At 61.0% G+C, this 23,097-nt stretch carries 20 protein-coding genes; 13 read left to right on the top strand and 7 right to left on the bottom strand.

Annotated features, from left to right (window positions below):
* The first annotated feature begins 7 nt into the window (after positions 1-7).
* From HU736_RS01920 to HU736_RS01905, 4 genes are read left to right on the top strand one after another with little or no spacing between them, the layout of a single operon-like run.
* A complete protein-coding gene (locus HU736_RS01920) occupies positions 8-637 on the top strand; it encodes an alginate O-acetyltransferase AlgF (RefSeq protein WP_186701586.1) in 630 nt (209 codons plus the stop codon).
* Positions 638-661: 24 nt separating this feature from the next.
* A complete protein-coding gene (locus HU736_RS01915) occupies positions 662-2,071 on the top strand; it encodes an alginate O-acetyltransferase AlgX-related protein (RefSeq protein WP_186701585.1) in 1,410 nt (469 codons plus the stop codon).
* On the top strand, positions 2,062-3,213 hold the full coding sequence (locus HU736_RS01910; RefSeq protein ID WP_186701584.1) for a polysaccharide lyase: 1,152 nt from the start codon (positions 2,062-2,064) through the stop codon (positions 3,211-3,213). The genes HU736_RS01915 and HU736_RS01910 overlap by 10 nt, the downstream gene beginning before the upstream one ends.
* 14 nt (positions 3,214-3,227) lie before the next feature.
* Entirely contained in the window at positions 3,228-4,682 is a 1,455-nt protein-coding gene (locus tag HU736_RS01905; protein WP_186701583.1) for a right-handed parallel beta-helix repeat-containing protein, read from the top strand.
* A gap of 3 nt (positions 4,683-4,685) precedes the next feature.
* Here the strand turns inward: HU736_RS01905 and HU736_RS01900 are convergent, their stop codons facing one another.
* From HU736_RS01900 to HU736_RS01880, 5 genes are all read right to left on the bottom strand, one after another.
* Positions 4,686-5,117 (bottom strand): GNAT family N-acetyltransferase, encoded by a 432-nt coding sequence (locus tag HU736_RS01900; RefSeq protein WP_103436838.1) that lies wholly within the window; start codon positions 5,115-5,117, stop codon positions 4,686-4,688.
* Positions 5,118-5,215: 98 nt separating this feature from the next.
* Positions 5,216-5,911 carry a glutathione S-transferase N-terminal domain-containing protein gene (locus tag HU736_RS01895; protein ID WP_186701582.1) on the bottom strand — a complete coding sequence of 232 codons (696 nt, stop codon included), beginning with the start codon at positions 5,909-5,911 and terminating at the stop codon, positions 5,216-5,218.
* A 121-nt stretch (positions 5,912-6,032) separates the two neighbouring features.
* Entirely contained in the window at positions 6,033-6,806 is a 774-nt protein-coding gene (locus HU736_RS01890) for an OmpA family protein (protein WP_186701581.1), read from the bottom strand.
* 10 nt (positions 6,807-6,816) lie between these two features.
* The gene (locus HU736_RS01885) at positions 6,817-7,212 is read right to left on the bottom strand and encodes a DUF4398 domain-containing protein (protein WP_103436835.1); all 396 of its coding nucleotides are present in this window, start codon (positions 7,210-7,212) and stop codon (positions 6,817-6,819) included.
* Positions 7,213-7,673: 461 nt separating this feature from the next.
* Entirely contained in the window at positions 7,674-9,071 is a 1,398-nt protein-coding gene (locus HU736_RS01880) for an amino acid permease (RefSeq protein WP_186701580.1), read from the bottom strand.
* Positions 9,072-9,492: 421 nt separating this feature from the next.
* On the opposite strand from HU736_RS01880, the gene HU736_RS01875 reads away from it, so the two are divergent.
* Complete coding sequence (locus HU736_RS01875) at positions 9,493-10,743, top strand: 2-aminoadipate transaminase (protein WP_186701579.1); 1,251 nt, start codon at positions 9,493-9,495, stop codon at positions 10,741-10,743.
* A gap of 3 nt (positions 10,744-10,746) precedes the next feature.
* Here the strand turns inward: HU736_RS01875 and HU736_RS01870 are convergent, their stop codons facing one another.
* Positions 10,747-11,046, bottom strand: a complete 300-nt coding sequence (locus tag HU736_RS01870; RefSeq protein WP_101318402.1) for a hypothetical protein — start codon at positions 11,044-11,046, stop codon at positions 10,747-10,749.
* A 203-nt stretch (positions 11,047-11,249) separates the two neighbouring features.
* Here HU736_RS01870 and HU736_RS01865 point away from each other — a divergent pair, with 203 nt between their 5' ends.
* Positions 11,250-11,678 carry a hypothetical protein gene (locus HU736_RS01865; RefSeq protein ID WP_103436832.1) on the top strand — a complete coding sequence of 143 codons (429 nt, stop codon included), beginning with the start codon at positions 11,250-11,252 and terminating at the stop codon, positions 11,676-11,678.
* Positions 11,679-11,776: 98 nt separating this feature from the next.
* The gene (fusA, locus tag HU736_RS01860) at positions 11,777-13,888 is read left to right on the top strand and encodes an elongation factor G (protein ID WP_186701578.1); all 2,112 of its coding nucleotides are present in this window, start codon (positions 11,777-11,779) and stop codon (positions 13,886-13,888) included.
* Positions 13,889-13,943: 55 nt separating this feature from the next.
* Here fusA and HU736_RS01855 read toward each other — a convergent pair whose 3' ends face one another.
* Positions 13,944-15,386, bottom strand: a complete 1,443-nt coding sequence (locus HU736_RS01855) for a SulP family inorganic anion transporter (RefSeq protein WP_103436830.1) — start codon at positions 15,384-15,386, stop codon at positions 13,944-13,946.
* Between the two features lie 200 nt (positions 15,387-15,586).
* On the opposite strand from HU736_RS01855, the gene HU736_RS01850 reads away from it, so the two are divergent.
* The 6 genes from HU736_RS01850 (at position 15,587) to nuoC (ending at position 23,096) form a co-directional block, all read left to right on the top strand.
* Complete coding sequence (locus HU736_RS01850; RefSeq protein WP_186701577.1) at positions 15,587-16,321, top strand: secretin GspD/PilQ domain-containing protein; 735 nt, start codon at positions 15,587-15,589, stop codon at positions 16,319-16,321.
* 499 nt (positions 16,322-16,820) lie between these two features.
* Positions 16,821-18,146 carry an isocitrate lyase gene (aceA, locus tag HU736_RS01845; protein ID WP_101318394.1) on the top strand — a complete coding sequence of 442 codons (1,326 nt, stop codon included), beginning with the start codon at positions 16,821-16,823 and terminating at the stop codon, positions 18,144-18,146.
* Positions 18,147-18,303: 157 nt separating this feature from the next.
* Positions 18,304-19,518, top strand: a complete 1,215-nt coding sequence (locus tag HU736_RS01840; RefSeq protein ID WP_186701576.1) for a hypothetical protein — start codon at positions 18,304-18,306, stop codon at positions 19,516-19,518.
* A 616-nt stretch (positions 19,519-20,134) separates the two neighbouring features.
* A complete protein-coding gene (locus HU736_RS01835) occupies positions 20,135-20,548 on the top strand; it encodes an NADH-quinone oxidoreductase subunit A (RefSeq protein ID WP_101318392.1) in 414 nt (137 codons plus the stop codon).
* Positions 20,549-20,557: 9 nt separating this feature from the next.
* Positions 20,558-21,235, top strand: coding sequence for an NADH-quinone oxidoreductase subunit B (locus HU736_RS01830; protein ID WP_101318390.1), 678 nt, complete (start codon positions 20,558-20,560; stop codon positions 21,233-21,235).
* Between the two features lie 79 nt (positions 21,236-21,314).
* A complete protein-coding gene (gene nuoC / locus HU736_RS01825) occupies positions 21,315-23,096 on the top strand; it encodes an NADH-quinone oxidoreductase subunit C/D (RefSeq protein WP_101318388.1) in 1,782 nt (593 codons plus the stop codon).
* The last annotated feature ends 1 nt before the right edge of the window (position 23,097 follow it).

The raw sequence follows: 23,097 nt of genomic DNA, 5'->3' as shown, positions 1-23,097 counted from the left end.
GTAACTGATGAAACTCACCCACCTGTTTACCGCAATCGCCCTCGTCTTCGGCAGCCACCTGGCGGTCGCCGCCGAAGGCAACGCCGACCTGTACGATGCCGTCGCCCCGGCCGATTCGGCGTTTGTCCGCGTACTCAACCTGTCGCAGAGCAACATCGACGTCAGCCTCAGCGGCAAGGTCAATCCGCAGAAAGTCGCCGCCGGCCAGCTCAGCGGTTACCGCTTCATCCCCGCCGGCACGCACAAGATCGCCGTCGGCGGCAAGGCCATCGAACCCCAGCTCAAGGCCAATGCCGCCAGCACCGTGGTCTACGACGGCAAACAGCTCAAGTTGATCGCTGACAAATACGTCAACGAGCCGAAAAAAGCCCAGATCGCCTTCTACAACCTCAGCGACAAGCAAGCTGCGCTGAAGACCGTCGACGGCAAGCACGTGATCGTCGACCCGCTGAGCAACGGCCAGACCGGCAGCCGCATGGTCAACGAAATCAAGATTGGTTTCGCCGCCTACGAGGCCGAGCAGAAGGTCGCCAGCTTCGATGAGCTGTTCCTGAAAAAGGGCCGCTCGTACAGCTACGTGCTGCTGCCCGACAATCGCAGCATGAGCATGGCCAACAGCATCGACCCGACCGAGTAATTTCGCTGCAAGGATGAAATGGCAATGAAGATCCTCAAACCCCTGGGCCTCGGCGCCGCCCTCGCCCTGCTCAGCCAGACCGGCCACGCCGCCACGCCTGCGCAAGGCGCCAAGCCCGGCTGCGAAAACCTGCAGTGCATGGTCTGCCCGGCCTTGAGCGATCCTCAGCAGTATGCCGAGGGGCGCATGAAGCTGATGCGCGAGATCGTCCCTGGTCAGGAGCGCTGGCTGTTCCGCTCGGCGGTCGATCTGACCAACGAGTTCGGCATCCCGGCGCCGATGCGCCCGGAGTTTGCCCGCCTGATGAAAACCTTCAATCAGCAGGGCATTCAGGTCGCCATGGCGATCCAGCCGACCCGTGGCCTGATGCACCGCGACCGGTTGATTGGCGAGCATCCTTACGGCTTTGACTACGCCCGCGCCAGCGCCAACCTGGCGGCTTACCTTGGCCAGCTCAAGCAAGGTGGCGCGGTGGTCGCGCCGATGATGCAACTGGTCCAGCAGCCGCCCAAGGGCGAGTACTTCTTCCGCCGCGACCACCACTGGACACCGGTCGGCGCCGAGGCGACCGCGCGCTTGATGGCAGACGAAATCCGCCGTCAGCCGTTCTACGCCGGCCTGACCAAGAAGCAGTACCGCACCGAGCCTGGCGTGATGGTGCCCAAAGACGGCACCCTCAATCTGGCCATGAGTGCGATCTGCGGCAACAACTACGGTTTCCAGTATGTACGCGGCTACCAGACCATCCCGGTCGAGGCCAGCGCCGAAGCCCTGTTCGACGAGGCGCCGGACCCGGAAGTGATTCTGGTCGGTGACAGTAACGCGGCAGCGCGGGAAGACGAGAGCAAGCAGTTCAACTTCGACGGCTACCTCAAGCAGTACCTCAGCGTCGACGTGCTCAACTACGCCCTGCCCGGCGTTGGCGAGGACGGCTCGCTGCTGGAATACCTGCTCTCCGATGACTACAAGGCCGACGCGCCGCCGAAGCTGATCGTCTGGGAACTGCCGGCCAACTACCGGCTTGACTCGCCGTTGATGTATCGCCAGCTGATCCCGGCGGTCAAAGGCGGCTGCGAAGCGTCCCGCGAAGTGCTTGGCAACAAGCTGCAGCGCTCGCCGCTGAAGGTCGGCGAACGAATCGAGCTGTTGTCCAACGCTGGCAGTGACCGCCAGGCGCTGAGCGGGTCGAACGGCTTTCTGGATATCCGCCTGAGCGACAAGAACATCAAGGACTTCTACGTCATCGTCTATTACGACAACGGTGCTCGCGACAAGGTCTGGTTCCGCCGTGAAGCTGCAGTCACCGGCGGCCAGTACTACCTTGAGCTGAGCAAAGATCCGGCCTACGCCGGCGCCAACCTGCTGTCGGTGTTCCTTGAGCCGACCAAGGCCAGCGCTGCGCCTACCGATGTGGAAACCCGTCTATGCCTGTAAACCTGCAACGCGCGACGGCCAGCACTGGCCGCGCGCACGCGCGTCAACTGAGCCCGCTGGCTCTGGCCCTGGCCCTGCTCGCGCCTCAGGTGCAGGCGGCCCAGTCGATCTGGCCTGCGCGCAATACTCCGCAGGCAGCGATGATCGCCGACTATCGTACCCTTGAGTGCAGCAAGGCGCCGCCACCGCCCTACACCGGCAGCCTGCGCCTGCAAAGCAAATACGACCAGAGCGACGCGAGCAAGTCGACCTTGCGCAGCAGCCCGGATGCCGACAGCGAACGGATCGGCAAGCAGGTCAAGGAGTTCATTGGCGGGCTGATCTATGCCAGCAAGCGCTTCCAGCGGGCGAAAAAACCGCAGGAGGCCAACATGGCCCTGGCCTGCCAGGACCAGTGGCTGGAACAGTGGGCCAGCGCCGGCGCGCTGCTCACCGAGGACGCCAGCAGCACCGGCATGGCGGCACGCAAATGGGCGCTGGCATCGATGGCCGGCGCGGTATTGCTGACCCAGTCGGCCAGCGATGGCAAGTTGCAGCTGACGCCGGTGCAGAAAGACTGGTTCACTCGCCTGGGCGAGCGCGTCATCGCTGAGTACGACCCACGCCGCAGCGCCCGCGGGGTGTACTTCAACAACCACGACTACTGGGCAGCCTGGGCAGTCGCGTCCACCGGCATGCTGGTCGGTCGTGACGATTTCATCCAGTGGGCCGACGGCAACCTGCGCCGCGGACTGGCCCAGGCGGTACGCAACAGCGACGGTAGCTACGCCTATCTGCCGCTGGAAGTCGCACGGGCCAAATTGGCGGCCAGCTACAGCCAGTACGCGCTGGTGCCGCTGGTGCTGCTGGCCGAATCGGCCCGCGCCAACGGCCTGCCGTGGACGGCCGAAGACCAGCATACGCTTGATCTGCTGGCCAACTTCGCTGCCCGCAGCGTGCTCGACCCGGACGACCTGCCAGAACTCAAGGGCAAGTCGCAGGCGGACGTAGCGCCGTACAAGCTGGCCTGGCTGATCCCGTACCTGCAACGCAACCCGGACAATAGCCTGGCGCGCAAGCTGTACGACAGCGAAGACGGTGAGGTCGACAACTACAGTCAGCTCGGCGGCCCGATCCAGCCTGCTTATTCCCATTTGCGTTGAACAAGGACGTGCCCATGGCCCCCTTCGCCCGTTTTTCCCTGACCTGTCTCGCCGCCCTGCTGCTGGCCGGTACTGCCCAGGCTGGCACGCAGACCTTGCCCGTCAAGCAGACGGTCGACGTGCTGCCAGCCGAGCAATATCAGCAACACTTGCAGCAGCTGCGACAGCAGGTCCGCCTGGCGGTAACCTTTGCCCAGGCCGAACGCGCACGCCCGGCGGGCCGCGCCAGTGTCAGCCTGCAACCGATGTTCTCGGCCCAGGCCGGCAGCTGGCCGTTCGAGCCGTTCGTCAATAATGGGCTGTTCCGTGCCATTGCTGGCTATCAGGCGCATCACCCGCAAGTGGTGACCCTGCGCGGTGGCAGCATCACCCTTGCTCAGTTGCACGATGCCTTGAACGACTCACGCATTCTCAAGCGCTACAAGGACGGTTATCTGCTCAGCTATCCGCTGATGATCGGTGCCGATGCCGGTCTGGTCCTAGAAGGCACCAGCCTGTATCTGTCGAGCTACTCCGGTACCGCGCTGATCAATCAGGGCTGGCTGGGGCTGAACAAGTCCAACCTGGAGAGCATGGCCGGTGACAAGGCGGGCAATACCGACCGCGCCTGGCGTCCGTTCGTGATCGCCTGGGCCGGCAGCCACACCCAGGTGGTTGGCTCGACCTTGAAGCGTCTGGGCTACAACGCCAACCTGTCGCGTGGCCTGACCACGGCGATCAGCACCCAGCAGCCGGCCAGCAGCCGCCCGGCCACGGTGGTGATCCGCGAAAGCCAGTTCAGTGAGATGTCCAGTGCGGTCGAGCTGCAGCGCAGCCAGGCAACCATCGAGGGCAGCCGCTTCGAGCAGTCCCAGCAATATGCAATCGATGTCCGTGACAGCCAGGTCAGCGTGCGTGACAACCAGCTGCGCGGCATCGACAACAACAGCGGCGTACGTCTGCGTGGGCAAACCCGGGCGCTGGTGGAAAACAACCTGATCCTCGGCGCGGGCAAGGCTGCCATCGAAGTCAGCGAGCAACAAGGCGCGGTGTTGCTGGCCGGCAACCGCATCGGCGACAGCCGTGGCAATGGCATCCAGCTGCGCAGCCTGGCGCCAACCCCGGCAGCGCCACTGGTGATCGACAACAACTTGCTCGGCAGCAGTGTCGGCAGCGCCATCGACGCCAGCGAAGTCGGCGCACTGGCGCTGCTTGGCAACCACATCACCAATACCCCCGAGTACGCGGTGAGCCTGCGCAACGCCACGCCCATGGCCGGCCCGCTGCTGCTCAGCGGCAACCGTCTGGGCCAGGTCGGCAAGGCCATCCTGCGGGTAGAAGGCATGCGCCAGGTCGAGTTGGGTGGTAACAGCTTCGACGGTAAGCCACTGCTGCAGAACCTGTTGATCGGCGACCTGTTGCCGCTGCAGGGCACCCTGCTCGAGTCGACCGTGCGCCAGGGCAATACCGTGCGCGTCAGCCAGCGTTGAGGATCAGGCGATTGCGCGCTGCATGCGCACGAAGCAGTCGTCTTCGCCCATCTCGAGGAAACCCTGGCGCAGGTACAACTGCCGTGCCGGATTGATCTTGAACACCATCAGCCGCAGCAAGCCCAGCTTGCGCTGCGCGGCCATCGCAGCCAGCGCTTGCAAGGCCCAGGTGCCAACGCCGCGGTTGCGCTGCTCGGGCACCAGGTGCAGTTCGCGAATGAACAGCGCCTGGCGATCCTGACTCAAGCTGCAAAAGCCCAGCACAGTCTCGCCTTCCATGACAAGCCACTGTTCGCGCCAGCCCCAGGCCTGGTCGAAGGCTTCTTCGATCCAGCGCAGGCCGAATGCCTGATAGTACGGCAGCATGGCCTGGCGGGTCAGATCCCGCGCAAAGCTGCGGTAGCTGTCGCTGGCGCGGATCAATTCAAACGCCATTGAACACCGCCGCGGCACCGGCCTGTCCATCGCCTGCAAGCTGTTCAAGGATCCATTTGCCGGCCATCATCGCTCGCTCCTGTAGCACTCAGTGCCGCTCAGCTCGGAATCGTCAAACCGCGCTGTACCGCTGGCCGAGCGAGGAAGTTGTCCAGCACCCGCTGCACGTCCTTGAACTGCTCGAACTGCACCAGTTCGCGTGCGTTATAGCGGTCGACCAGGTTGCGCACCCAGGGAAAGATGGCAATGTCGGCGATACTGTAGTCGTCGACCATCCAGTCTCGGCCGTGCAGATGCCGATCAAGCACCCCGAGCAGCCGCCGCGATTCATTGACGTAGCGATCACGTGGGCGCTTGTCTTCGAAGTCCTTGCCGGCGAAAAAATGGAAAAAGCCTACCTGGCCGAACATCGGCCCGATGCCGCCCATCTGGAACATCAGCCACTGCAGGGTCTGGTAGCGCTGGGCTGGGTTGACACTGAGCAATTGCCCGCTTTTCTCGGCCAGGTACTGCAGAATCGCGCCTGACTCGAACAGTGCCAGCGGCTGGCCGTCCGGCCCCTTGGGGTCGAGGATGGCCGGGATCTTGTTGTTGGCACTGAGCGAGATGAATTCGGGGCTCAGCTGCTCTTCATGTTCGAAGCTGACCTTGTGCGCCTCATAGGCCAGACCGATCTCTTCGAGCATGATCGACACCTTGACCCCATTTGGCGTTGGCAGCGAGTACAGCTGCAGGCGCTCGGGATGCGCGGCTGGCCATTTGCGGGTGATAGGGAATGCGCTCAGATCGGTCACGGTCGCTAGCCTTTGTGCGGAGGAATGACACTGTAGGGCACAAAGGCCAGCACTGACTATCTCCCGTTGCAGGAGATCGGCTGCATCAGGACGCGGCCGGCAACCGCGCCTGTTGCTGGCATCAGTAACGCGGTGCAACCGCCTGCGCATCGCGCGAGATGATCACTTCGACACGGCGATTGAGCTGACGCGACTGCGCATCGGCATTGGTAGCGACAGGATACTCCTTGCCATAACCGGCAGTGACGATCCGATCGGCGCTGACGCCCTGGCGACGCAAGGCATTGCCTACGGCTGCGGCACGTCGTTCGGACAATTGCTGGTTGAGCGCGTCGCTGCCGGTGGAGTCGGTAAAGCCTTCAACCAGCACCTTGCGCTGCGGGTTGTCTTGCAGGTACTGCGCCAATTGCCGGATATTGCGCTGGCTGCCACTGCGCAATTCAGCCCGACCGGTGTCGAACAACACGTCGCCAAAGGTGACTACAGTGCCTCGCTCGGTCTGCTTGGCTTTAAGGTTATGAAGTGCCTTGAGCTGAGCGGTACGCACATCCAGACGCGCCTGGGTGCGCTGCGCTTCGATGCCTTGCAGGCCGACCTGCGCCTGACGCAGCAGGATGGTCTGTTCGGCAGTCGCGATCTTGCGGTTGGCCAGGTAGGCCAGCTGCTCGACGTCGCCGCCTTTACGGTCCTTCAAAGAGGCCTGCTCGGCCTTGCCCAGAGCCAGATAGGCTTCCTGGGTTTCCAATGCAGCAATCCGGCTCGATTCGGGCTTGCTTTGCAGCACCGAATAAGCGTCGCGGGCTTCCAGCAACTGGCTGTTTTCAGGTGTGGTGCTGCAGCCAACCAGCAGCAGGCTCAGGATTGAGACGGTTGGCAGAATGTGCATTTTGGGCATGTTCGGCTCCTTAGCGTGTGGAGGTGGCAGAGGTTGTGTCCGGCGCTTCGAGCATTTCCTGCTTGAGCACTTCGATACCTTTACGGGCATCGAGCAACTGCTCGCTGGTTTTGCGCGCCTGGGCCTTGCGCTCGGCCAGGCGAGCATCGGCCTCGGCCTGCTCGGCCAGGCTGCGTACTGTTTTGAGGTCTTTCTCACCCAAGGCCCGGTCCATGGCACTGAGCTTGTCCTGGGCGGCGCGCATTTCGACCGGCGCGTATTGGGTGGCGTCGGCGGACACCGCACGATTGACGGCGCTGCGAGTCAGCTCGATCTGCTCATTGGGCGCTACCGCACTGGCGCAACCGCCGAGGGCCAGCAGCACTGCGGCGACAGACAGGGTTTTGGGGTTGAATCTGACACGCATGGAACATCTCCTTTAACGCGTTCACAAACAGCCAGAGTCGGTGGCGTATGCCACTGGCTGGGGTCGTTTGCATCAGGGATAACCAACCGGGATGTTCAGGCGACAGCCAACCAAACGGCGCTAGCGCCGCGGTGGTGCGCGTAGAGGGGGGTTAATATGAACATCGCGGAAAGCCTGTGGGGAAAACGCGGCCAGCCTATTCCGATAAGCACGTGCGCCCCATCAGACTAATCTGATTAAACTCGTAGGAAATTCATCGCCTTGCAGTCAGATCATGCTGCGGGCGCATTGCCCTCTGTAGATACAAGGAGCGGCCTTGTGTCGCGAAAGGCCAGCGCAGCTGGCCCGACATTCTCGCAACGCTGCACGAATCGAGGGGCCGCTGCGCGACCCTTTCGCGACACAAGGCCCCTCCTACAGGGGCCGCGTTGGTCGGCGAGCGAGGGGCTATTCCAAAACGCTCAATCACCCGAAACCAGAATCGAGGAACGCCCCTGCCCACCTCGACGCCGCGTAACCGCAACCAGCAAGATAAACGCCGTAACCCCAGCAGTCATCAACGTCTCATACCGATAAGCATCACTGAGCAGCATATATCCCAGCACCATCACAATCGTCCCGATCACCAACCACGTCAGCCACGGGAACAGCCACATTTTCAGTTCCAGCACAGTCCCCAGCCGATCCGCCCGCCCACGCATGCGCAATTGTGAAATCGCAATCACCAGATACACGAGCAAAGCAATCGCCCCGGTAGTGGACAGCAGGAAGCCAAACACCTTCCCTGGGAACACGTAGTTGACCAGACACCCGACAAAACCCGCCAAGGTCGACAACAGCACCGCTACCGTCGGCACTCCATTACCCGACACACGCCGCACCATAGCAGGCGCCTCCCCCCGCGAAGCCAGCGAGTAGAGCATCCGTGAAGCCGTATACAACCCGGAGTTCATGCAACTGGTAACCGCCACCAGCACCACCAGGTCGACCACCAGTTTCGCCCCCGGCACATTCAGCACCTCGAGCGCCCGCTGGAACGACCCCACCGCCTTCAGCGCAGGATCGTTCCACGCCACCAGCGACACCACCAGGAAGATCGAAGCGAGATAGAAGATGCCGATGCGGTACACCACTAGGTTGGTCGCCCGGCGAATCTTGTCTTTCGGATTGGCCGTCTCATCCGCAGCAATGGTCACGATCTCGGCGCCAAAGAACGAGAAGATGGTGATCAGCACCCCACCCAGCACCGTGCCGAAGCCGTTCGGCATAAACCCGCCGTTCGCCCACAGCTGGCTCACACCGCGTGTCTCGGCCAATGGCCAGAAACCCAGCACCGCCATCGTGCAAACAACAATGAATGCCACAATGGCGATCACCTTGATCAAGGCGAACCAATACTCGAACTCACCAAAGTTCTTCACGCTGATCAGGTTGGTGCACGACAACACCAACATGATCAGAAATGCGAACAACCATGACGGCACGTCAGGGAAATACGCATGCAGGATGTCTGCCCCGGCAATTGCCTCGACCGGAATGATCAGCACCCAGAACCACCAGTACAGCCAGCCGATGGTAAAGCCAGCCCAAGGCCCGATCGCCTCACTGGCATAGGTCGAGAACGAGCCGCTGTTGGGGTTGGCGATGGCCATCTCACCGAGCATGCGCATCACCAGCAGCACCAGCAAGCCGGTCATGGCATAGGAGATCAGAATCGCCGGCCCGGCCGTGGCGATTGCGTTGGATGAGCCGATGAACAACCCCGCGCCGATGATCCCGGCGATCGAAATCATCGACACCTGACGCGAGGTCAGACCATGTTGCAAGGACCGCTGTTTCTTGTTTTTTAGCGAAGCCATGGAAAACCCTCGAGTGGGTCGGCCGCCGCTCGGGCGGCTGAACTTGGAGCAGAATTCGTACAATGCAAACGTGCATCTAGTAGTTGTTCTGTACGTACCGGGGCAGGCCTTTTCGTTATCCAGGCCTACCCGGCCGCGATCATTGATCCACGTCAGTATTGATCTTTGGCGGAGCCCCAACAAACGACCTTTTTGCAGCACATGATTCCGCAAGGGAATGAACTCATGCCGAGATGACCTGACTGATCGGCCAAAAAATAAAAACCATCAACCACCTTGAGCCAGCGGTTTACGCCACGGTGCAAACCACCGCTGAAAATTCAGGAATCAGGGGAATGACCGCAATCGAATTATTCGTTTGTGCGTGGGCGATCAAAGCGCTTGGATAGTCAGCAAAATCGAACAAGGTACGCGTGCCCCCATGAATCAGGAAAGTATCAGCCAGTCCATTTCCATCGTTCACCCCATCACACTTTCCCATGGCCTCAATGCGCATGTCTGGGATACCGACGGTAACGGCTATATCGACTTCGTCGGCGGCATCGGCGTGCTCAACCTGGGCCACTGCAACCCGGCGGTAGTTGCAGCGATTCAACAGCAGGCCGGTCGCTTGACCCACTATGCGTTCAACGCTGCCGCCCACGGCCCGTACCTGCAACTGATGGAGCAACTGAGCAGCTTTGTGCCGCTCAGCTACCCCATGGCCGGAATGCTTACCAACAGCGGCGCGGAAGCTGCCGAGAACGCCCTGAAAGTCGCCCGCGGCGCCACCGGCAAGCGCGCAATCATTGCCTTCGACGGCGCCTTCCACGGCCGCACGCTGGCCACACTCAACCTCAATGGCAAGGTCGCACCGTACAAGCAGCGGGTCGGCGATTTGCCTGGCCCGGTCTATCACCTGCCCTACCCCAGCAATGACACCGATGTCACTTGCGAACAGGCGCTCAAGGCTCTGGACCGGCTGTTCAGCGTCGAGTTGGCGGTGGAGGATGTGGCCGCGTTCATTCTCGAACCGGTACAGGGCGAAGGCGGCTTCCTCGCGCTCGATCCGACGTTCGCCCAAGCCCTGCGGCGCTTCTGCGATGAGCACGGGATTGTGTTGATTATCGACGAGATTCAATCCGGCTTCGGCCGTACCGGGCAGCGTTTTGCCTTCCCGCGACTGGGGATCGAACCCGACCTGCTGCTGCTGGCAAAAAGTATGGCCGGCGGTATGCCGCTGGGCGCAGTAGTGGGCCGCCGGGAGTTGCTCGCAGCGTTGCCCAAGGGTGGCCTGGGTGGCACCTATTCAGGCAACCCGATTGCCTGCGCAGCGGCCTTGGCCAGCTTGGCACAGATGACCGATGCCAATCTGGCGACCTGGGGCGAACGCCATGAGCAAGCTATCGTCGGCCGCTATCAACGCTGGAAGGCATCAGGGCTGTACCCGTCACTGGGTCGTTTGACCGGGGTCGGCGCCATGCGTGGCATAGAACTGGTCAATGCCGACGGCACGCCAGCCCCGGCGCAGCTGGCCAAACTGCTGCAAGCGGCGCGCAGCAAGGGTTTGCTGCTGATGCCCAGCGGCAAGGCGCGCCATATCATTCGCCTGCTGGCACCACTGACCATCGAGGCAGAGGTGCTCGAAGCAGGCCTGGATATCTTCGAGCAGTGCCTGGCCGAGCTGGGCTGAGGCTTACAGGCCGAGCTCTTGCGGGGTGAGCATGTCGGACTCGAAGGCGATCCAGCCGCCTTCGAGTTCGGCGTGACCATTGACGATCGGGCCGTAATAAACCAGGCCGTTCTCCAGCGTCACGCAAATGTGCGTGGCAGGTTTTTCCGGGGCTGCCAGTGCAGCGACGAAATGCACCTTCTTCAAGGTCTCGGTCACAGCCTCGATGCCAACCCGCATGTTGACGTTCTCCGATGCTTCAGTGTCGCCCCCGCGGTCTTCGCTGCTGACGGTGATGGTGGCGATGTACGGGAACTTGTTCAAGCGACTTGCCTCATGGGTTGGGATCGGCGCGCGGGCACCGGGGGCGCATAGGTTACGGCAGCACGCGGCGCCGCGCGAGTGGCAGAAGACCGGATGCGCGCTGGCGCCGTGCAACACCGGCGCGGCGCCAGCGCGCATGGCCGAAAAAGCGCCGATCTGTTAGGGTGCCCGCCGATGCACGCCACACCACACGAGGACACCGCGTGAGCGCTGAACAACCGATGACCGCCGACCTGTTCGAGGTCGACAAACGCCTTTCCCTTAAGCCCGTCGTGGACTTCAACAGCTACCTGCGCAACGCCTTCGGCGACGGCGCCTGCAGCTGCTACCGCTGCGTCGAAGGCGCAGGCGACGAGAGCAACTACAGCCACCGCCACACCTTCGAGCTGGAAGGCCGCACGCTCAACCGGCGCTTCGCCAATACGGCGGGCAGTGATGTGCTGCAGTACCTGAAGAAGGCCTGGCTGTCGTACACCAAGACCGACATGCAATTGCTCGGCGAGCTCGACCTGGACACCGTCAAAGGTTTCACCGACCCGGCCTTGCATCTACGCCTGCTGGCACTGCTGCCGGCCAGCGGCCTGGCGCGTGAAGTCGACGGCAAGTGGCAGTTGCAGGCTCAGGCCGACTGACACCGTTCCTCGCATAGCCGGCCATTGGGCTAGCAGGCGGCGTGCCGTCTGCTACCGTGGGAATACCCCTCCCGCGCATTCACCTCAGGTGACTGACCATGGCCCGCACGACCCCCATCGAGCTGTACCGCAACATCGGCATTGTCGCCCATGTCGACGCCGGCAAGACCACCACTACCGAACGCATCCTGTTCTACACCGGCGTCAACCACAAGATGGGCGAAGTGCATGACGGCGCAGCGACCATGGACTGGATGGCGCAGGAACAAGAGCGTGGCATCACCATCACTTCAGCGGCGACGACGGCCTTCTGGCAGGGCTCGACCAAGCAGTTCGCCGACAAGTTTCGTTTCAACATCATCGACACCCCCGGCCACGTTGACTTCACCATCGAAGTCGAGCGCTCGTTGCGTGTGCTCGATGGTGCGGTCGTGGTGTTCAGTGCGGCCGACGGGGTCGAGCCACAGTCCGAGACGGTCTGGCGCCAGGCCAACAAGTACCATGTGCCGCGCCTGGCCTACATCAACAAGATGGACCGCCAGGGTGCGGACTTCTTGCGCGTGGTCAAGCAGATCGACAAACGCCTGGGCCACCACCCCGTGCCGATTCAGCTGGCGATCGGCAGCGAAGAAAACTTCATCGGCCAGATCGATCTGCTGAAGATGAAAGCCATCTACTGGAATGACGCCGACAATGGCGCCAGCTACCGCGAAGAGGACATCCCCGCCGAGTTGCAGGCACTGGCCGACGAGTGGCGTGCGCACTTGGTCGAAGCGGCCGCCGAGGCCAACGACCAGTTCATGGAGCTGTATCTGGACGGCCAGGAGCTGAGCAACGAGCAGATCAAGGCCGGCCTGCGTCAGCGCACCATCGCCAATGAAATCGTGCCGACCGTACTCGGCTCGTCATTCAAGAACAAGGGCGTGCCGTTGATGCTCGACGCGGTCATCGACTACCTGCCCGCCCCCAGCGAAATACCGGCCATCAAAGGCACCGACCCGGACCACGACGACCGGCCGCTGGAGCGCCACGCCGATGATAATGAGCCGTTTTCGGCGCTGGCGTTCAAGATCGCCACAGATCCGTTCGTCGGCACGCTGACCTTCGCGCGGGTCTACTCCGGCATCCTCAGTTCGGGCGATGCCGTGCTCAACTCGGTCAAAGGCAAAAAGGAACGGGTCGGCCGTATGGTGCAGATGCACGCCAACCAGCGGGCCGAGATCAAGAACGTCTGCGCCGGCGACATCGCCGCGCTGATCGGCATGAAGGACGTCACCACCGGCGATACCTTGTGCGACCTGAACAAGCCGATCATCCTTGAGCGCATGGACTTCCCCGACCCAGTGATTTCGGTGGCGGTCGAGCCGAAAACCAAGGCCGATCAGGAGAAAATGGGCATTGCCTTGAGCAAGCTGGCCCAGGAAGACCCGTCGTTTCGGGTCAAGACCGACGAAGAGACCGCACAGACGATCATTTCCGGCATGGGCGAGTTGCACCTGGACATAATTGTCGACCGCATGCGTCGCGAGTTCGGCGTCGAGGCCAACATCGGCAAACCGCAGGTCGCCTACCGCGAGAAGATCCGCAACACCTGCGAAATCGAAGGCAAGTTCGTCCGTCAATCCGGTGGCCGCGGCCAATACGGCCACTGCTGGATCCGCTTTGCGCCAGGCGAGGAAGGTAAAGAGGGCCTGGAGTTCATCAACGAGGTGGTCGGCGGGGTCATACCGCGCGAGTACATCCCGGCCATCCAGAAAGGCATCGAAGAGCAGATGCACAATGGTGTGTTGGCCGGCTATCCGCTGATCGGCCTCAAGGCGGCAGTATTCGACGGCTCCTACCATGATGTCGACTCCAACGAGATGGCCTTCAAGATCGCGGCGTCGATGGCCACCAAGCAACTATCGCAGAAAGGCGGCGCGGTATTGCTGGAGCCGGTGATGAAGGTTGAAGTGGTCACCCCCGATGAATATCAGGGCGACATCATCGGCGACCTGAGCAGGCGCCGCGGCATGATCCAGGAAGGGGAAGAGACGCCGGCCGGCAAGGTGATCCGCGCCGAGGTGCCATTGGGTGAGATGTTTGGCTACTCGACGCAGATGCGCTCGATGACTCAGGGCCGGGCCAGCTACACCATGGAGTTCACCAAGTACGGTGAGGCGCCGGCCAATATCGCCGAAGCGATCATCAAGAAGAATACCGGCAACTAGGCCAGCGGGTTGTTATGCCTGTGCCGCGCATCCACGCCGGCCCAGGCATGATTGATCAGTGCTGGGCCCCTGCCCGCTTGAGCAGCTTCTTGCAGCGCTCGGACAGGTGCACAACACGCAGATGCTTGCCGGCCTTGCTGTAACGCTCGCGCAAGGTTTGCAACGCCGCCACCGCCGAGTAGTCGACAAAGCTCAGGTGCTTGCAATCCAGCGTCACCCCATCAGGGTCCTGCGCGGGCTCGAACTGGTTGAGGAACGCCGCCGTGGAAGCAAAAAACAGCGTGCCGTGTACCTGATAGTGCTTGTTGCCATCGCTATCGACATGGCTGTCGGCGTACAGCTCGCGGGCATGCTGCCAGGCGAAGTTGATCGCTGCGAGGATGATCCCGAACAGCACCGCCATGGCCAGGTCGGTGAATACCGTGACCACGGTCACGGCAATGATCGCCAGCACATCACTGACGGGTACCTTGTGCAACACCCGCAGTGACGCCCAGGCGAAGGTCTGCTGGGCCACCACGAACATCACCCCGACCAGTGCCGCCAGCGGTATCCGCTCGATCAGTGGTGACAGGAACAACACGAACAGCAGGATCATGCCGCCAGCCACTACCCCCGACAGCCGCCCACGGCCATTGGAGCTGAGGTTGATCATGGTCTGCCCGATCATTGCGCAGCCACCCATGCCACCGCACATGCCCGAGACCATGTTGGCCGCGCCCAGGGCCACACATTCACGATCTGGAAAGCCACGGCTCTCGGTTATTTCATCGGTGAGGTTAAGGGTCAGCAGGGTTTCCAGCAGGCCGACCATGGCCATCAGCAGCGCATAGGGGGCAATGATTTTCAGCGTATCCAGGGTCCATGGCACCTGCGGCCAAGCCAACTGCGGCAGACCGCCGGCGATATGCGCCATATCACCCAAGGTCCTTGTCGGCAGATCAAGCAGGTACACCAGCAGGCCGACGCCAACAATGGCCACCAGCGCCGGCGGCACGCTGCGGGTCAGGCGCGGCAACACATAGACCACCAGCATGGTCAACGCTACCAGGCCAATCATCAGGTACAGCGGGGTGCCACTGAGCCACTGCTCGCCACTTTTGAAATGCTCGAGCTGGGCCATGGCGATGACGATGGCCAGGCCATTGACGAAGCCAAGCATTACCGGGTACGGCACCAGCCTTACGAGCTTGCCCAAGCGCAGCACGCCAAACAGGATCATCAGTAACCCGCCCAGCAGCACCGTTGCCAGCAGGTACTGCGCGCCGTGCTGTACCACCAGCGCGACGATCACCACCGCCATTGAGCCGGCCGCGCCGGAGATCATCCCCGGTCGGCCGCCGAACAAGGCTGTCAGCGTGCAGATGATGAATGCACCGTACAACCCCATCAGCGGGTTGAGATGGGCGACCAGAGCAAAGGCGATGCACTCGGGTACCAGGGCGAAGGAAGTAGTAAGGCCGGCGAGGACATCGGCGCGTAGTCGGGCGGGTTTCATGGGCTTCCTGAGATCAGTCAATCTGTGCAAGCGCTGGCATCTGAACGTGCAGCGAGCGGGGGCGCGATGTTACGGAGTTTGTCCGGGGGCAACCACCTGTGCGTGGCAACTGAGCGCATTTGACTCAGGTTGTGATCCTCATCCGGCATAACCGTGACAAATTTGCCATCATGTCTGTTCAACCTGCGGAGAACTCCAACATGCTGCTACGCCCCCTGCTCGCTTCACTGCTGCTGGCTACCGGCCTTGGCGCCCAGGCCGCCACCGAAGTGCTGCCCTTGCAGCACCGCAGCAGTGCCGAGCTGCTGCCCACCGCGCAGGCCTTTATTGGCAAGGAAGGCAGCGTCAGCGCCTTCGAGAACAAGCTGATCGTCAATGCCAGCCCTGAGCGTATTGGCGACTTGCGCGCGCTGTTGCAGCAACTCGACAGCAAAGCCAAGCGCTTGCTGATCAGCGTCGACAACAATGACAGCAGCTTTCAGGACAACCGTGGCAATGCGCGGGTGATTCGCTACGGCACCAGCAACCGGGAGGGCGGCCTGCAGCAGATCCAGGCCAGTGACGGCCAGCCGGCGCTGATCCAGGTTGGCCAGAGCGTGCCGATCACCAGCAGCAGCACCGACGGCTACGGCCGCGTGCAGAGCAACACTGAATATCGCAATGTGACTCAGGGTTTCTATGTCACACCAAGCGTCAGCGGCGACACGGTGCGGCTGGCAATCAGCAGCAATAATGATCGAATGAGCGGCGAACGTCCCGATGTAGTGAAAGTGCAGAGTACCGACACAACCGTAACAGGCAGGCTTGGCGAGTGGATCACTTTGGCCGGATACAACCAGCAGAGCCAGGCTGAACGGAGTGCGTCAAGCCACAGTTACAGCACGCAACGCGGAGAAAACATGACTTTACGTGTCAGAGTCGACCTTCTCGACTGAACCCAGGCAATTCGAGGCTTCGACCAAAGGCCTTGAAACTGACTGTGGAGTCGTATTAGACCAAAGATGTAGTATACCCAGAAAAGCACTACAAAACATTTGACAGGCACTTTTTGACAAGGGCATGATGGCCTCGCTCCCGCTAATCAGAGGCCCTGGCAAGGGTCTTCGAGGCGCGCTCCGGCTACCCCTGGAGGCGTCTCGTGTCTATACGGCCCACAAGGCGGTTCGACCGGATTGCGACTGCAACGAGAAGTTGTCCCGAGGGACGGAAGCGCATCACCGCAGTCACCAGGCAATCCTGTCGCGCCACAGCAAGGCATCCACGAGCCGACCTGTCGCCGCACCTTGCTCGAGCTGCGCCCTCCTTCCCCTTCGAGCCTTGGCGTTCGCCGTCGTACCACCTTCGAACAGGACAGCCGTCAGGCGCTCTGATCCGCGACTTTTGAGCATCAGCACCACAACTACCCCAAGAATGATGCGACGAGGTTTTAATCACATGGCACTGACACGCGAACAGCAAATTGCAGCCCTCGAGAAAGACTGGGCCGAGAACCCGCGCTGGAAAGGCGTGACCCGTACCTACTCCGCCGCCGATGTCGTTCGTCTGCGTGGCTCGCTGCAACCGGAGCACACCCTCGCCCAGGTTGGCGCCGAGAAACTCTGGAAGCTGGTCACCCAAGGTGCCCACCCGTCCTTCCGTCCGGACAAGGACTTCGTCAACTGCATGGGTGCGCTCACCGGCGGCCAGGCAGTGCAACAGGTCAAAGCCGGCATCCAGGCTATTTACCTCTCCGGCTGGCAGGTTGCCGCCGACAACAACTCGGCAGAGTCGATGTACCCCGATCAGTCGCTGTACCCGGTTGACTCGGTGCCGACCGTGGTCAAGCGCATCAACAACTCGTTCCGCCGTGCCGACCAGATCCAGTGGAAAGCGGGCAAGAACCCGGGCGACGAAGGCTATGTCGACTACTTCGCGCCGATCGTGGCTGACGCCGAAGCCGGTTTCGGCGGCGTGCTCAACGCCTACGAGCTGATGAAGAACATGATCGAAGCGGGCGCCGCAGGCGTGCACTTCGAAGACCAGCTGGCCTCGGTGAAAAAATGCGGCCACATGGGCGGCAAGGTACTGGTACCGACCCAGGAAGCTGTACAGAAGCTGGTGGCTGCGCGCCTGGCTGCTGACGTTGCGGGCGTACCGACCATTATCCTGGCCCGTACAGACGCCAACGCCGCCGACCTGCTGACCAGCGATTGCGACCCGTACGACCAGCCGTTCGTGCTCGGCGAGCGCACCCGTGAAGGTTTCTATAAAGTACGCGCTGGCCTCGATCAGGCAATTTCGCGTGGCCTGGCCTACGCGCCGTATGCCGACCTGATCTGGTGCGAAACCGCCAAGCCAGACCTGGACGAAGCCCGCCGCTTTGCCGAAGCGATCAAGAAGGAATACCCGGACCAGCTGCTGTCGTACAACTGCTCGCCGTCGTTCAACTGGAAGAAGAACCTCGACGACGCAACCATCGCCAAATTCCAGCGCGAGCTGTCGGCGATGGGTTACAAGCACCAGTTCATCACCCTGGCCGGCATCCACAACATGTGGCACGGCATGTTCAACCTGGCGCACGACTATGCGCGCAATGACATGACCGCCTACGTTAAGCTGCAAGAGCAGGAATTCGCCGATGCCAGCAAGGGCTACACCTTTGTTGCGCACCAGCAGGAAGTCGGCACTGGCTACTTTGACGACATGACCACCGTGATCCAGGGTGGCGCTTCTTCGGTGACAGCGCTGACCGGCTCGACCGAGGAAGAGCAGTTCCACTGACATTTCACGCAGTAACAAGCCCGGCGCTGGCTACAGCGCCGGGCTTTTTTTTATGCAAGCTGCGACCTCGTGGCACCTGTCAGTTCTGCCAGTACCCCAATATTCACAGCTGAGCGACCATGACGCCTCTCTTAACCTGGAAGCCGGGAGCTACGTGATGGAACAATCTCAAGCTGGACAGATCGATCCCGCATACGCAAAGAACGGGTATTTTTCAGACCTGAAGTTCAATCACCTTGGCCCTGCGTATTTTCTTGAGCAGAGCCAGAAAATGATCCTCACAAGTGCCCACCGGACTGACAAAGGCATCAACATCCTGCGAGTCGACAGCAGCGGCGCACTTGACACCAGTTTCGGCACGCAGGGTGTAACAAGCATCCTGTACCCCACCGCACCGAGAATATTCCTGACCGCAATCGTCACCGACCGTGAGGGACGCATTTTCATTATCGGCGACCTTAACCTTGCGCCCGACCAATACCAGCCTATCGTTTTCCGACTGCTCCCTGATGGCCAGCCGGATCTGGACTTCGGTGGCGAGGTGCCCTATCGGACGTACGACGTTCCAGAAGCACAGCCAGATATCCGTCCCTACTCCAGCGTGGGCAGCGGCATCATAGGTGACGTTCTCTATTTCGCATCCAGAGGAAGAGTAGTAGCCGTCAACCTGGCGGGCGAGCTTCAGCCAGCGTTCAATGGAACCGGCTACTGGGTAGCCACCTATAAAAACGCGGCGGCAATACTGGGGGGAATCGCGGTCAACGCTGACAGTTTGATCGTATCCGTGAGTCCGACACCTACGACAGACTTTGCTGACTTCGTAGTGATCTACCACCTCACCGCAAGCGGCGAGGTGGATCGGGATTTCGGTGAGCGGGGAGAATTGTTCATCACCATTCCTGATTTGCCAATGCTGCCAAAGGTGCTTAAGCACGATGCGTACAATGACCGCTTCGTCCTCGCGTGTGTCACCCAAATCAATACCCTAAGCGAGAGCACAGCACTCGTGCGATTTACACCGGACGGCCGTTTGGACAACACCTTCAACAAAGGACAACCGCTCAGGGTCGAGCGCCCGGACGAATCGGTCACCCCACTGGATATCGCATTCAGTCATCAGCCATCGGCAGATGAAAAAATCTACCTCTGCGTGAATGGCCTCGAAAGTGCTTCACCGTTCATGACTGCACGCCTGGATGGCTCTGGCAAATTCGACCCTTTGTATGGTACGGACGGCTGGTCAGCGCTGTCAGGCCCGGGCATGGCAAGCTCAGTTGCCTGCCAGCGTAATGGCCAGCCGCTGTGCACCGCCAGCTTGGAGTCGCCCGCCAACGGACGCCAGGGGCTTTTCCTGGTGCGCTTATACGCTTGATGCCTGCCGCATCGATGACGTCTTGTCGGTCACGGCGCTAACCGGTTCCCCCGCAGTGAACCGCAGAGAACTGCACACCCCTGCTCATGGCGGCCATCACGCACCGCAAGCGTCCCAAAACCACGTAAAAAGCAAAGCCCCGAATCAGGGGCTATGCTCCTCAAGCAAACTGTCTGCGCGTTGAGATCAACCAACCCATTGATCCAGAGCGGGGCAGACCGTTTAAAAAGCTGCTAGAACGAGAGCCCTTCGCATTTGCAATCAAAAAGCACCGCTAGCAACTTTGCAAGCATCAGACCAAGTAAAATGAACCGCACCACTCCAAACGATATTAATTATCATTACGCAACTTGCATTCCGTTACACGATGCAGGAAACATAATTAACAAAACCAGCCGCAATGCCCGAAAATCAAGGCTTTCAGCCAGTTACAATCGGTTTTTGTTGTTAAACCGAAGAATTAATTTGCCATAGAAATTTTACTTGCTCTTGGTTTACCCATAAAATCAGCGCGATTGATTCAGCTGCGACATTTGGTCACTGCACCCGCGACACCGCGTCGCCGCGTTACTTATTTCAGACTGCAGAGCTGGGTCTCTGTATAAGGATTTCTAGCATGTCGGATTCAGCAGGACTCATCGCCCACAACTGGGGCTTTGCCATCTTCCTTCTGGGTGTCGTCGGCCTGTGCGCCTTCATGCTCGGCCTGTCCGCCCTGCTCGGTAGCAAAGCCTGGGGCCGCGCCAAGAACGAACCCTTTGAATCCGGCATGCTGCCAACCGGCGGCGCACGCATGCGCCTGTCGGCAAAATTCTATCTGGTCGCGATGCTATTCGTGATCTTCGATATCGAAGCCCTCTTTCTCTTTGCATGGTCTGTGTCCGTCCGCGAAAGCGGCTGGACCGGATTCGTCGAAGCACTCGTTTTCATAGCAATTCTGTTGGCAGGTCTTGTCTACCTATGGCGCGTCGGGGCCCTCGATTGGGCTCCCGAAGGTCGTCGCAAGCGGCAAGCGAAGCTGAAACAATGAGGCTTTGGCATGCAATACAATCTCACCAGAATCGATCCGGATGCACCCAACGAGCAATATCCGGTCGGTGAGCGGGAAACCGTTACCGACCAACTGCTCGAAGACCAGGTCCACAAGAACATCTACATGGGGAAACTCGAAGATGTGCTGCGTGGTGCGGTCAACTGGGGGCGCAAGAACTCCCTGTGGCCGTATAACTTCGGCCTGTCCTGCTGCTACGTGGAAATGACCACGGCGTTCACGGCACCCCACGACATCGCCCGCTTCGGCGCCGAAGTCATCCGGGCCTCGCCGCGTCAGGCCGACTTCATGGTCATCGCCGGTACCTGCTTCATCAAGATGGCGCCGATCATTCAGCGCCTGTACGAGCAGATGCTCGAACCAAAATGGGTCATTTCCATGGGTTCGTGCGCCAACTCCGGTGGCATGTACGACATCTACTCGGTCGTTCAGGGGGTCGACAAGTTCCTCCCCGTGGATGTCTACGTACCCGGCTGCCCGCCACGCCCCGAGGCGTTCCTGCAAGGCTTGATGCTGCTGCAGGAATCGATCGGGCAAGAACGACGTCCGCTCTCCTGGGTAGTAGGCGATCAAGGCATTTACCGTGCCGAGATGCCTGCCCAGAAAGACCTGCGTCGTGAACAGCGTATTCAGGTCACCAACCTGCGCAGCCCCGACGAAGTCTGATCCAGCGACCTGCCGCCCGCTCCCTCTGGAGCCGGCGGCCTGGCTTCATTCTCTACGTTGACCGAAAGCGACCGAGACCATGACAGCGGACACCGCTATTTATATTCCGCCTTACAAGGCTGACGACCAAGATGTGGTCGTCGAACTGAACAACCGCTTCGGCGCCGACGCCTTCGTCGCCCAAGAGACCCGTACCGGCATGCCGGTGCTGTGGGTCAAGCGCGCCCAACTCAAGGAAGTGTTGGCGTTTCTGCGTAACGTGGCCAAGCCGTACAGCATGCTGTTCGACCTGCACGGTGTCGACGAGCGTCTGCGCACTCATCGCCGCGGCCTGCCGGCGGCTGACTTCAGCGTGTTCTACCACCTGCTTTCGGTAGAACGTAACAGCGACGTGATGATCAAGGTCTCACTCAGCGAAGGCGACCTCAACCTGCCTTCGGTGACCGGTATCTGGCCAAATGCCAACTGGTACGAGCGTGAAGTCTGGGACATGTTCGGCATCGACTTTGCCGGCCACCCGCACCTGACCCGTATCCTGATGCCGCCGACCTGGGAAGGTCACCCACTGCGCAAGGACTTCCCGGCGCGCGCCACCGAATTCGATCCGTTCAGCCTGACCCTGGCCAAGCAGCAGCTTGAAGAAGAGTCGGCGCGTTTCAACCCGGAAGCCTGGGGCATGAAGCGTCAGGGCGCCAACGAGGACTACATGTTCCTCAACCTGGGCCCCAACCACCCGTCTGCGCACGGTGCCTTCCGTATCGTCATGCAGCTGGACGGTGAAGAGATCGTCGACTGCGTGCCGGACATCGGTTACCACCATCGTGGCGCCGAGAAGATGGCCGAGCGTCAGTCCTGGCACAGCTTCATCCCGTACACCGACCGTATCGACTACCTCGGTGGGGTGATGAACAACCTGCCGTACGTGCTCGCGGTCGAGAAGCTGGCGGGGATCCAGGTGCCGCAGAAGGTCGACGTGATCCGCATCATGCTCGCCGAGTTCTTCCGCATCACCAGCCACCTGCTGTTCCTGGGCACCTACATCCAGGACGTCGGCGCCATGACGCCGGTGTTCTTCACCTTTACCGATCGCCAGCGCGCCTACACCGTGATCGAAGCGATTACCGGTTTCCGCCTGCACCCGGCCTGGTACCGCATCGGCGGCGTCGCCCACGACCTGCCACGCGGCTGGGAGAAACTGGTCAAGGACTTCGTCGACTGGCTGCCCAAGCGCCTCGACGAGTACAACAAGGCTGCCCTGCAGAACAGCATCCTCAAGGGCCGGACCATCGGCGTTGCCGCCTACAACACCAAAGAGGCCCTCGAATGGGGCGTCACCGGTGCCGGCCTGCGTTCCACTGGCCTGGACTTCGACCTGCGTAAAGCGCGGCCATACTCCGGCTACGAGAACTTTGAGTTCGAAGTGCCGCTGGCCAACAACGGCGATGCCTACGACCGCTGCATGGTCCGCGTCGAAGAGATGCGCCAGAGTATTCGCATCATCGACCAGTGCATGCGCAACATGCCGGAAGGCCCGTACAAGGCGGATCACCCGCTGACCACGCCGCCGCCGAAAGAGCGCACCCTGCAGCACATCGAGACCTTGATCACGCACTTCCTGCAAGTCTCGTGGGGCCCGGTCATGCCGGCCAACGAGTCGTTCCAGATGATCGAAGCGACCAAGGGCATCAACAGTTACTACCTGACGAGCGACGGCGGCACCATGAGCTATCGCACCCGGATTCGTACGCCGAGCTACCCGCACCTGCAGCAGATCCCTTCGGTGATCAAAGGCAGCATGGTCGCGGACATGATCGCGTACCTGGGCAGTATCGACTTCGTTATGGCTGACGTGGACCGCTAAG

Origin of the sequence: Pseudomonas shirazensis (assembly GCF_014268785.2) — a bacterium.
Classification (GTDB): Bacteria; Pseudomonadota; Gammaproteobacteria; order Pseudomonadales; family Pseudomonadaceae; genus Aquipseudomonas; species Aquipseudomonas shirazensis.
This window is presented reverse-complemented; position numbering and strand designations above follow the sequence as displayed.

Coding starts and splice junctions, on each gene's coding strand:
- aceA (WP_101318394.1), top strand. CDS start 16,821: ATGGCACTGACACGCGAACAGCAAATTGCAGCCCTCGAGAAAGACTGG.
- HU736_RS01905 (WP_186701583.1), top strand. CDS start 3,228: ATGGCCCCCTTCGCCCGTTTTTCCCTGACCTGTCTCGCCGCCCTGCTG.
- HU736_RS01855 (WP_103436830.1), bottom strand. CDS start 15,386: ATGAAACCCGCCCGACTACGCGCCGATGTCCTCGCCGGCCTTACTACT.
- HU736_RS01830 (WP_101318390.1), top strand. CDS start 20,558: ATGCAATACAATCTCACCAGAATCGATCCGGATGCACCCAACGAGCAA.
- HU736_RS01920 (WP_186701586.1), top strand. CDS start 8: ATGAAACTCACCCACCTGTTTACCGCAATCGCCCTCGTCTTCGGCAGC.
- HU736_RS01910 (WP_186701584.1), top strand. CDS start 2,062: ATGCCTGTAAACCTGCAACGCGCGACGGCCAGCACTGGCCGCGCGCAC.
- HU736_RS01875 (WP_186701579.1), top strand. CDS start 9,493: ATGAATCAGGAAAGTATCAGCCAGTCCATTTCCATCGTTCACCCCATC.
- HU736_RS01890 (WP_186701581.1), bottom strand. CDS start 6,806: ATGCCCAAAATGCACATTCTGCCAACCGTCTCAATCCTGAGCCTGCTG.
- HU736_RS01835 (WP_101318392.1), top strand. CDS start 20,135: ATGTCGGATTCAGCAGGACTCATCGCCCACAACTGGGGCTTTGCCATC.
- HU736_RS01900 (WP_103436838.1), bottom strand. CDS start 5,117: ATGGCGTTTGAATTGATCCGCGCCAGCGACAGCTACCGCAGCTTTGCG.
- HU736_RS01850 (WP_186701577.1), top strand. CDS start 15,587: ATGCTGCTACGCCCCCTGCTCGCTTCACTGCTGCTGGCTACCGGCCTT.
- HU736_RS01915 (WP_186701585.1), top strand. CDS start 662: ATGAAGATCCTCAAACCCCTGGGCCTCGGCGCCGCCCTCGCCCTGCTC.
- fusA (WP_186701578.1), top strand. CDS start 11,777: ATGGCCCGCACGACCCCCATCGAGCTGTACCGCAACATCGGCATTGTC.
- nuoC (WP_101318388.1), top strand. CDS start 21,315: ATGACAGCGGACACCGCTATTTATATTCCGCCTTACAAGGCTGACGAC.
- HU736_RS01885 (WP_103436835.1), bottom strand. CDS start 7,212: ATGCGTGTCAGATTCAACCCCAAAACCCTGTCTGTCGCCGCAGTGCTG.
- HU736_RS01840 (WP_186701576.1), top strand. CDS start 18,304: ATGGAACAATCTCAAGCTGGACAGATCGATCCCGCATACGCAAAGAAC.
- HU736_RS01880 (WP_186701580.1), bottom strand. CDS start 9,071: ATGGCTTCGCTAAAAAACAAGAAACAGCGGTCCTTGCAACATGGTCTG.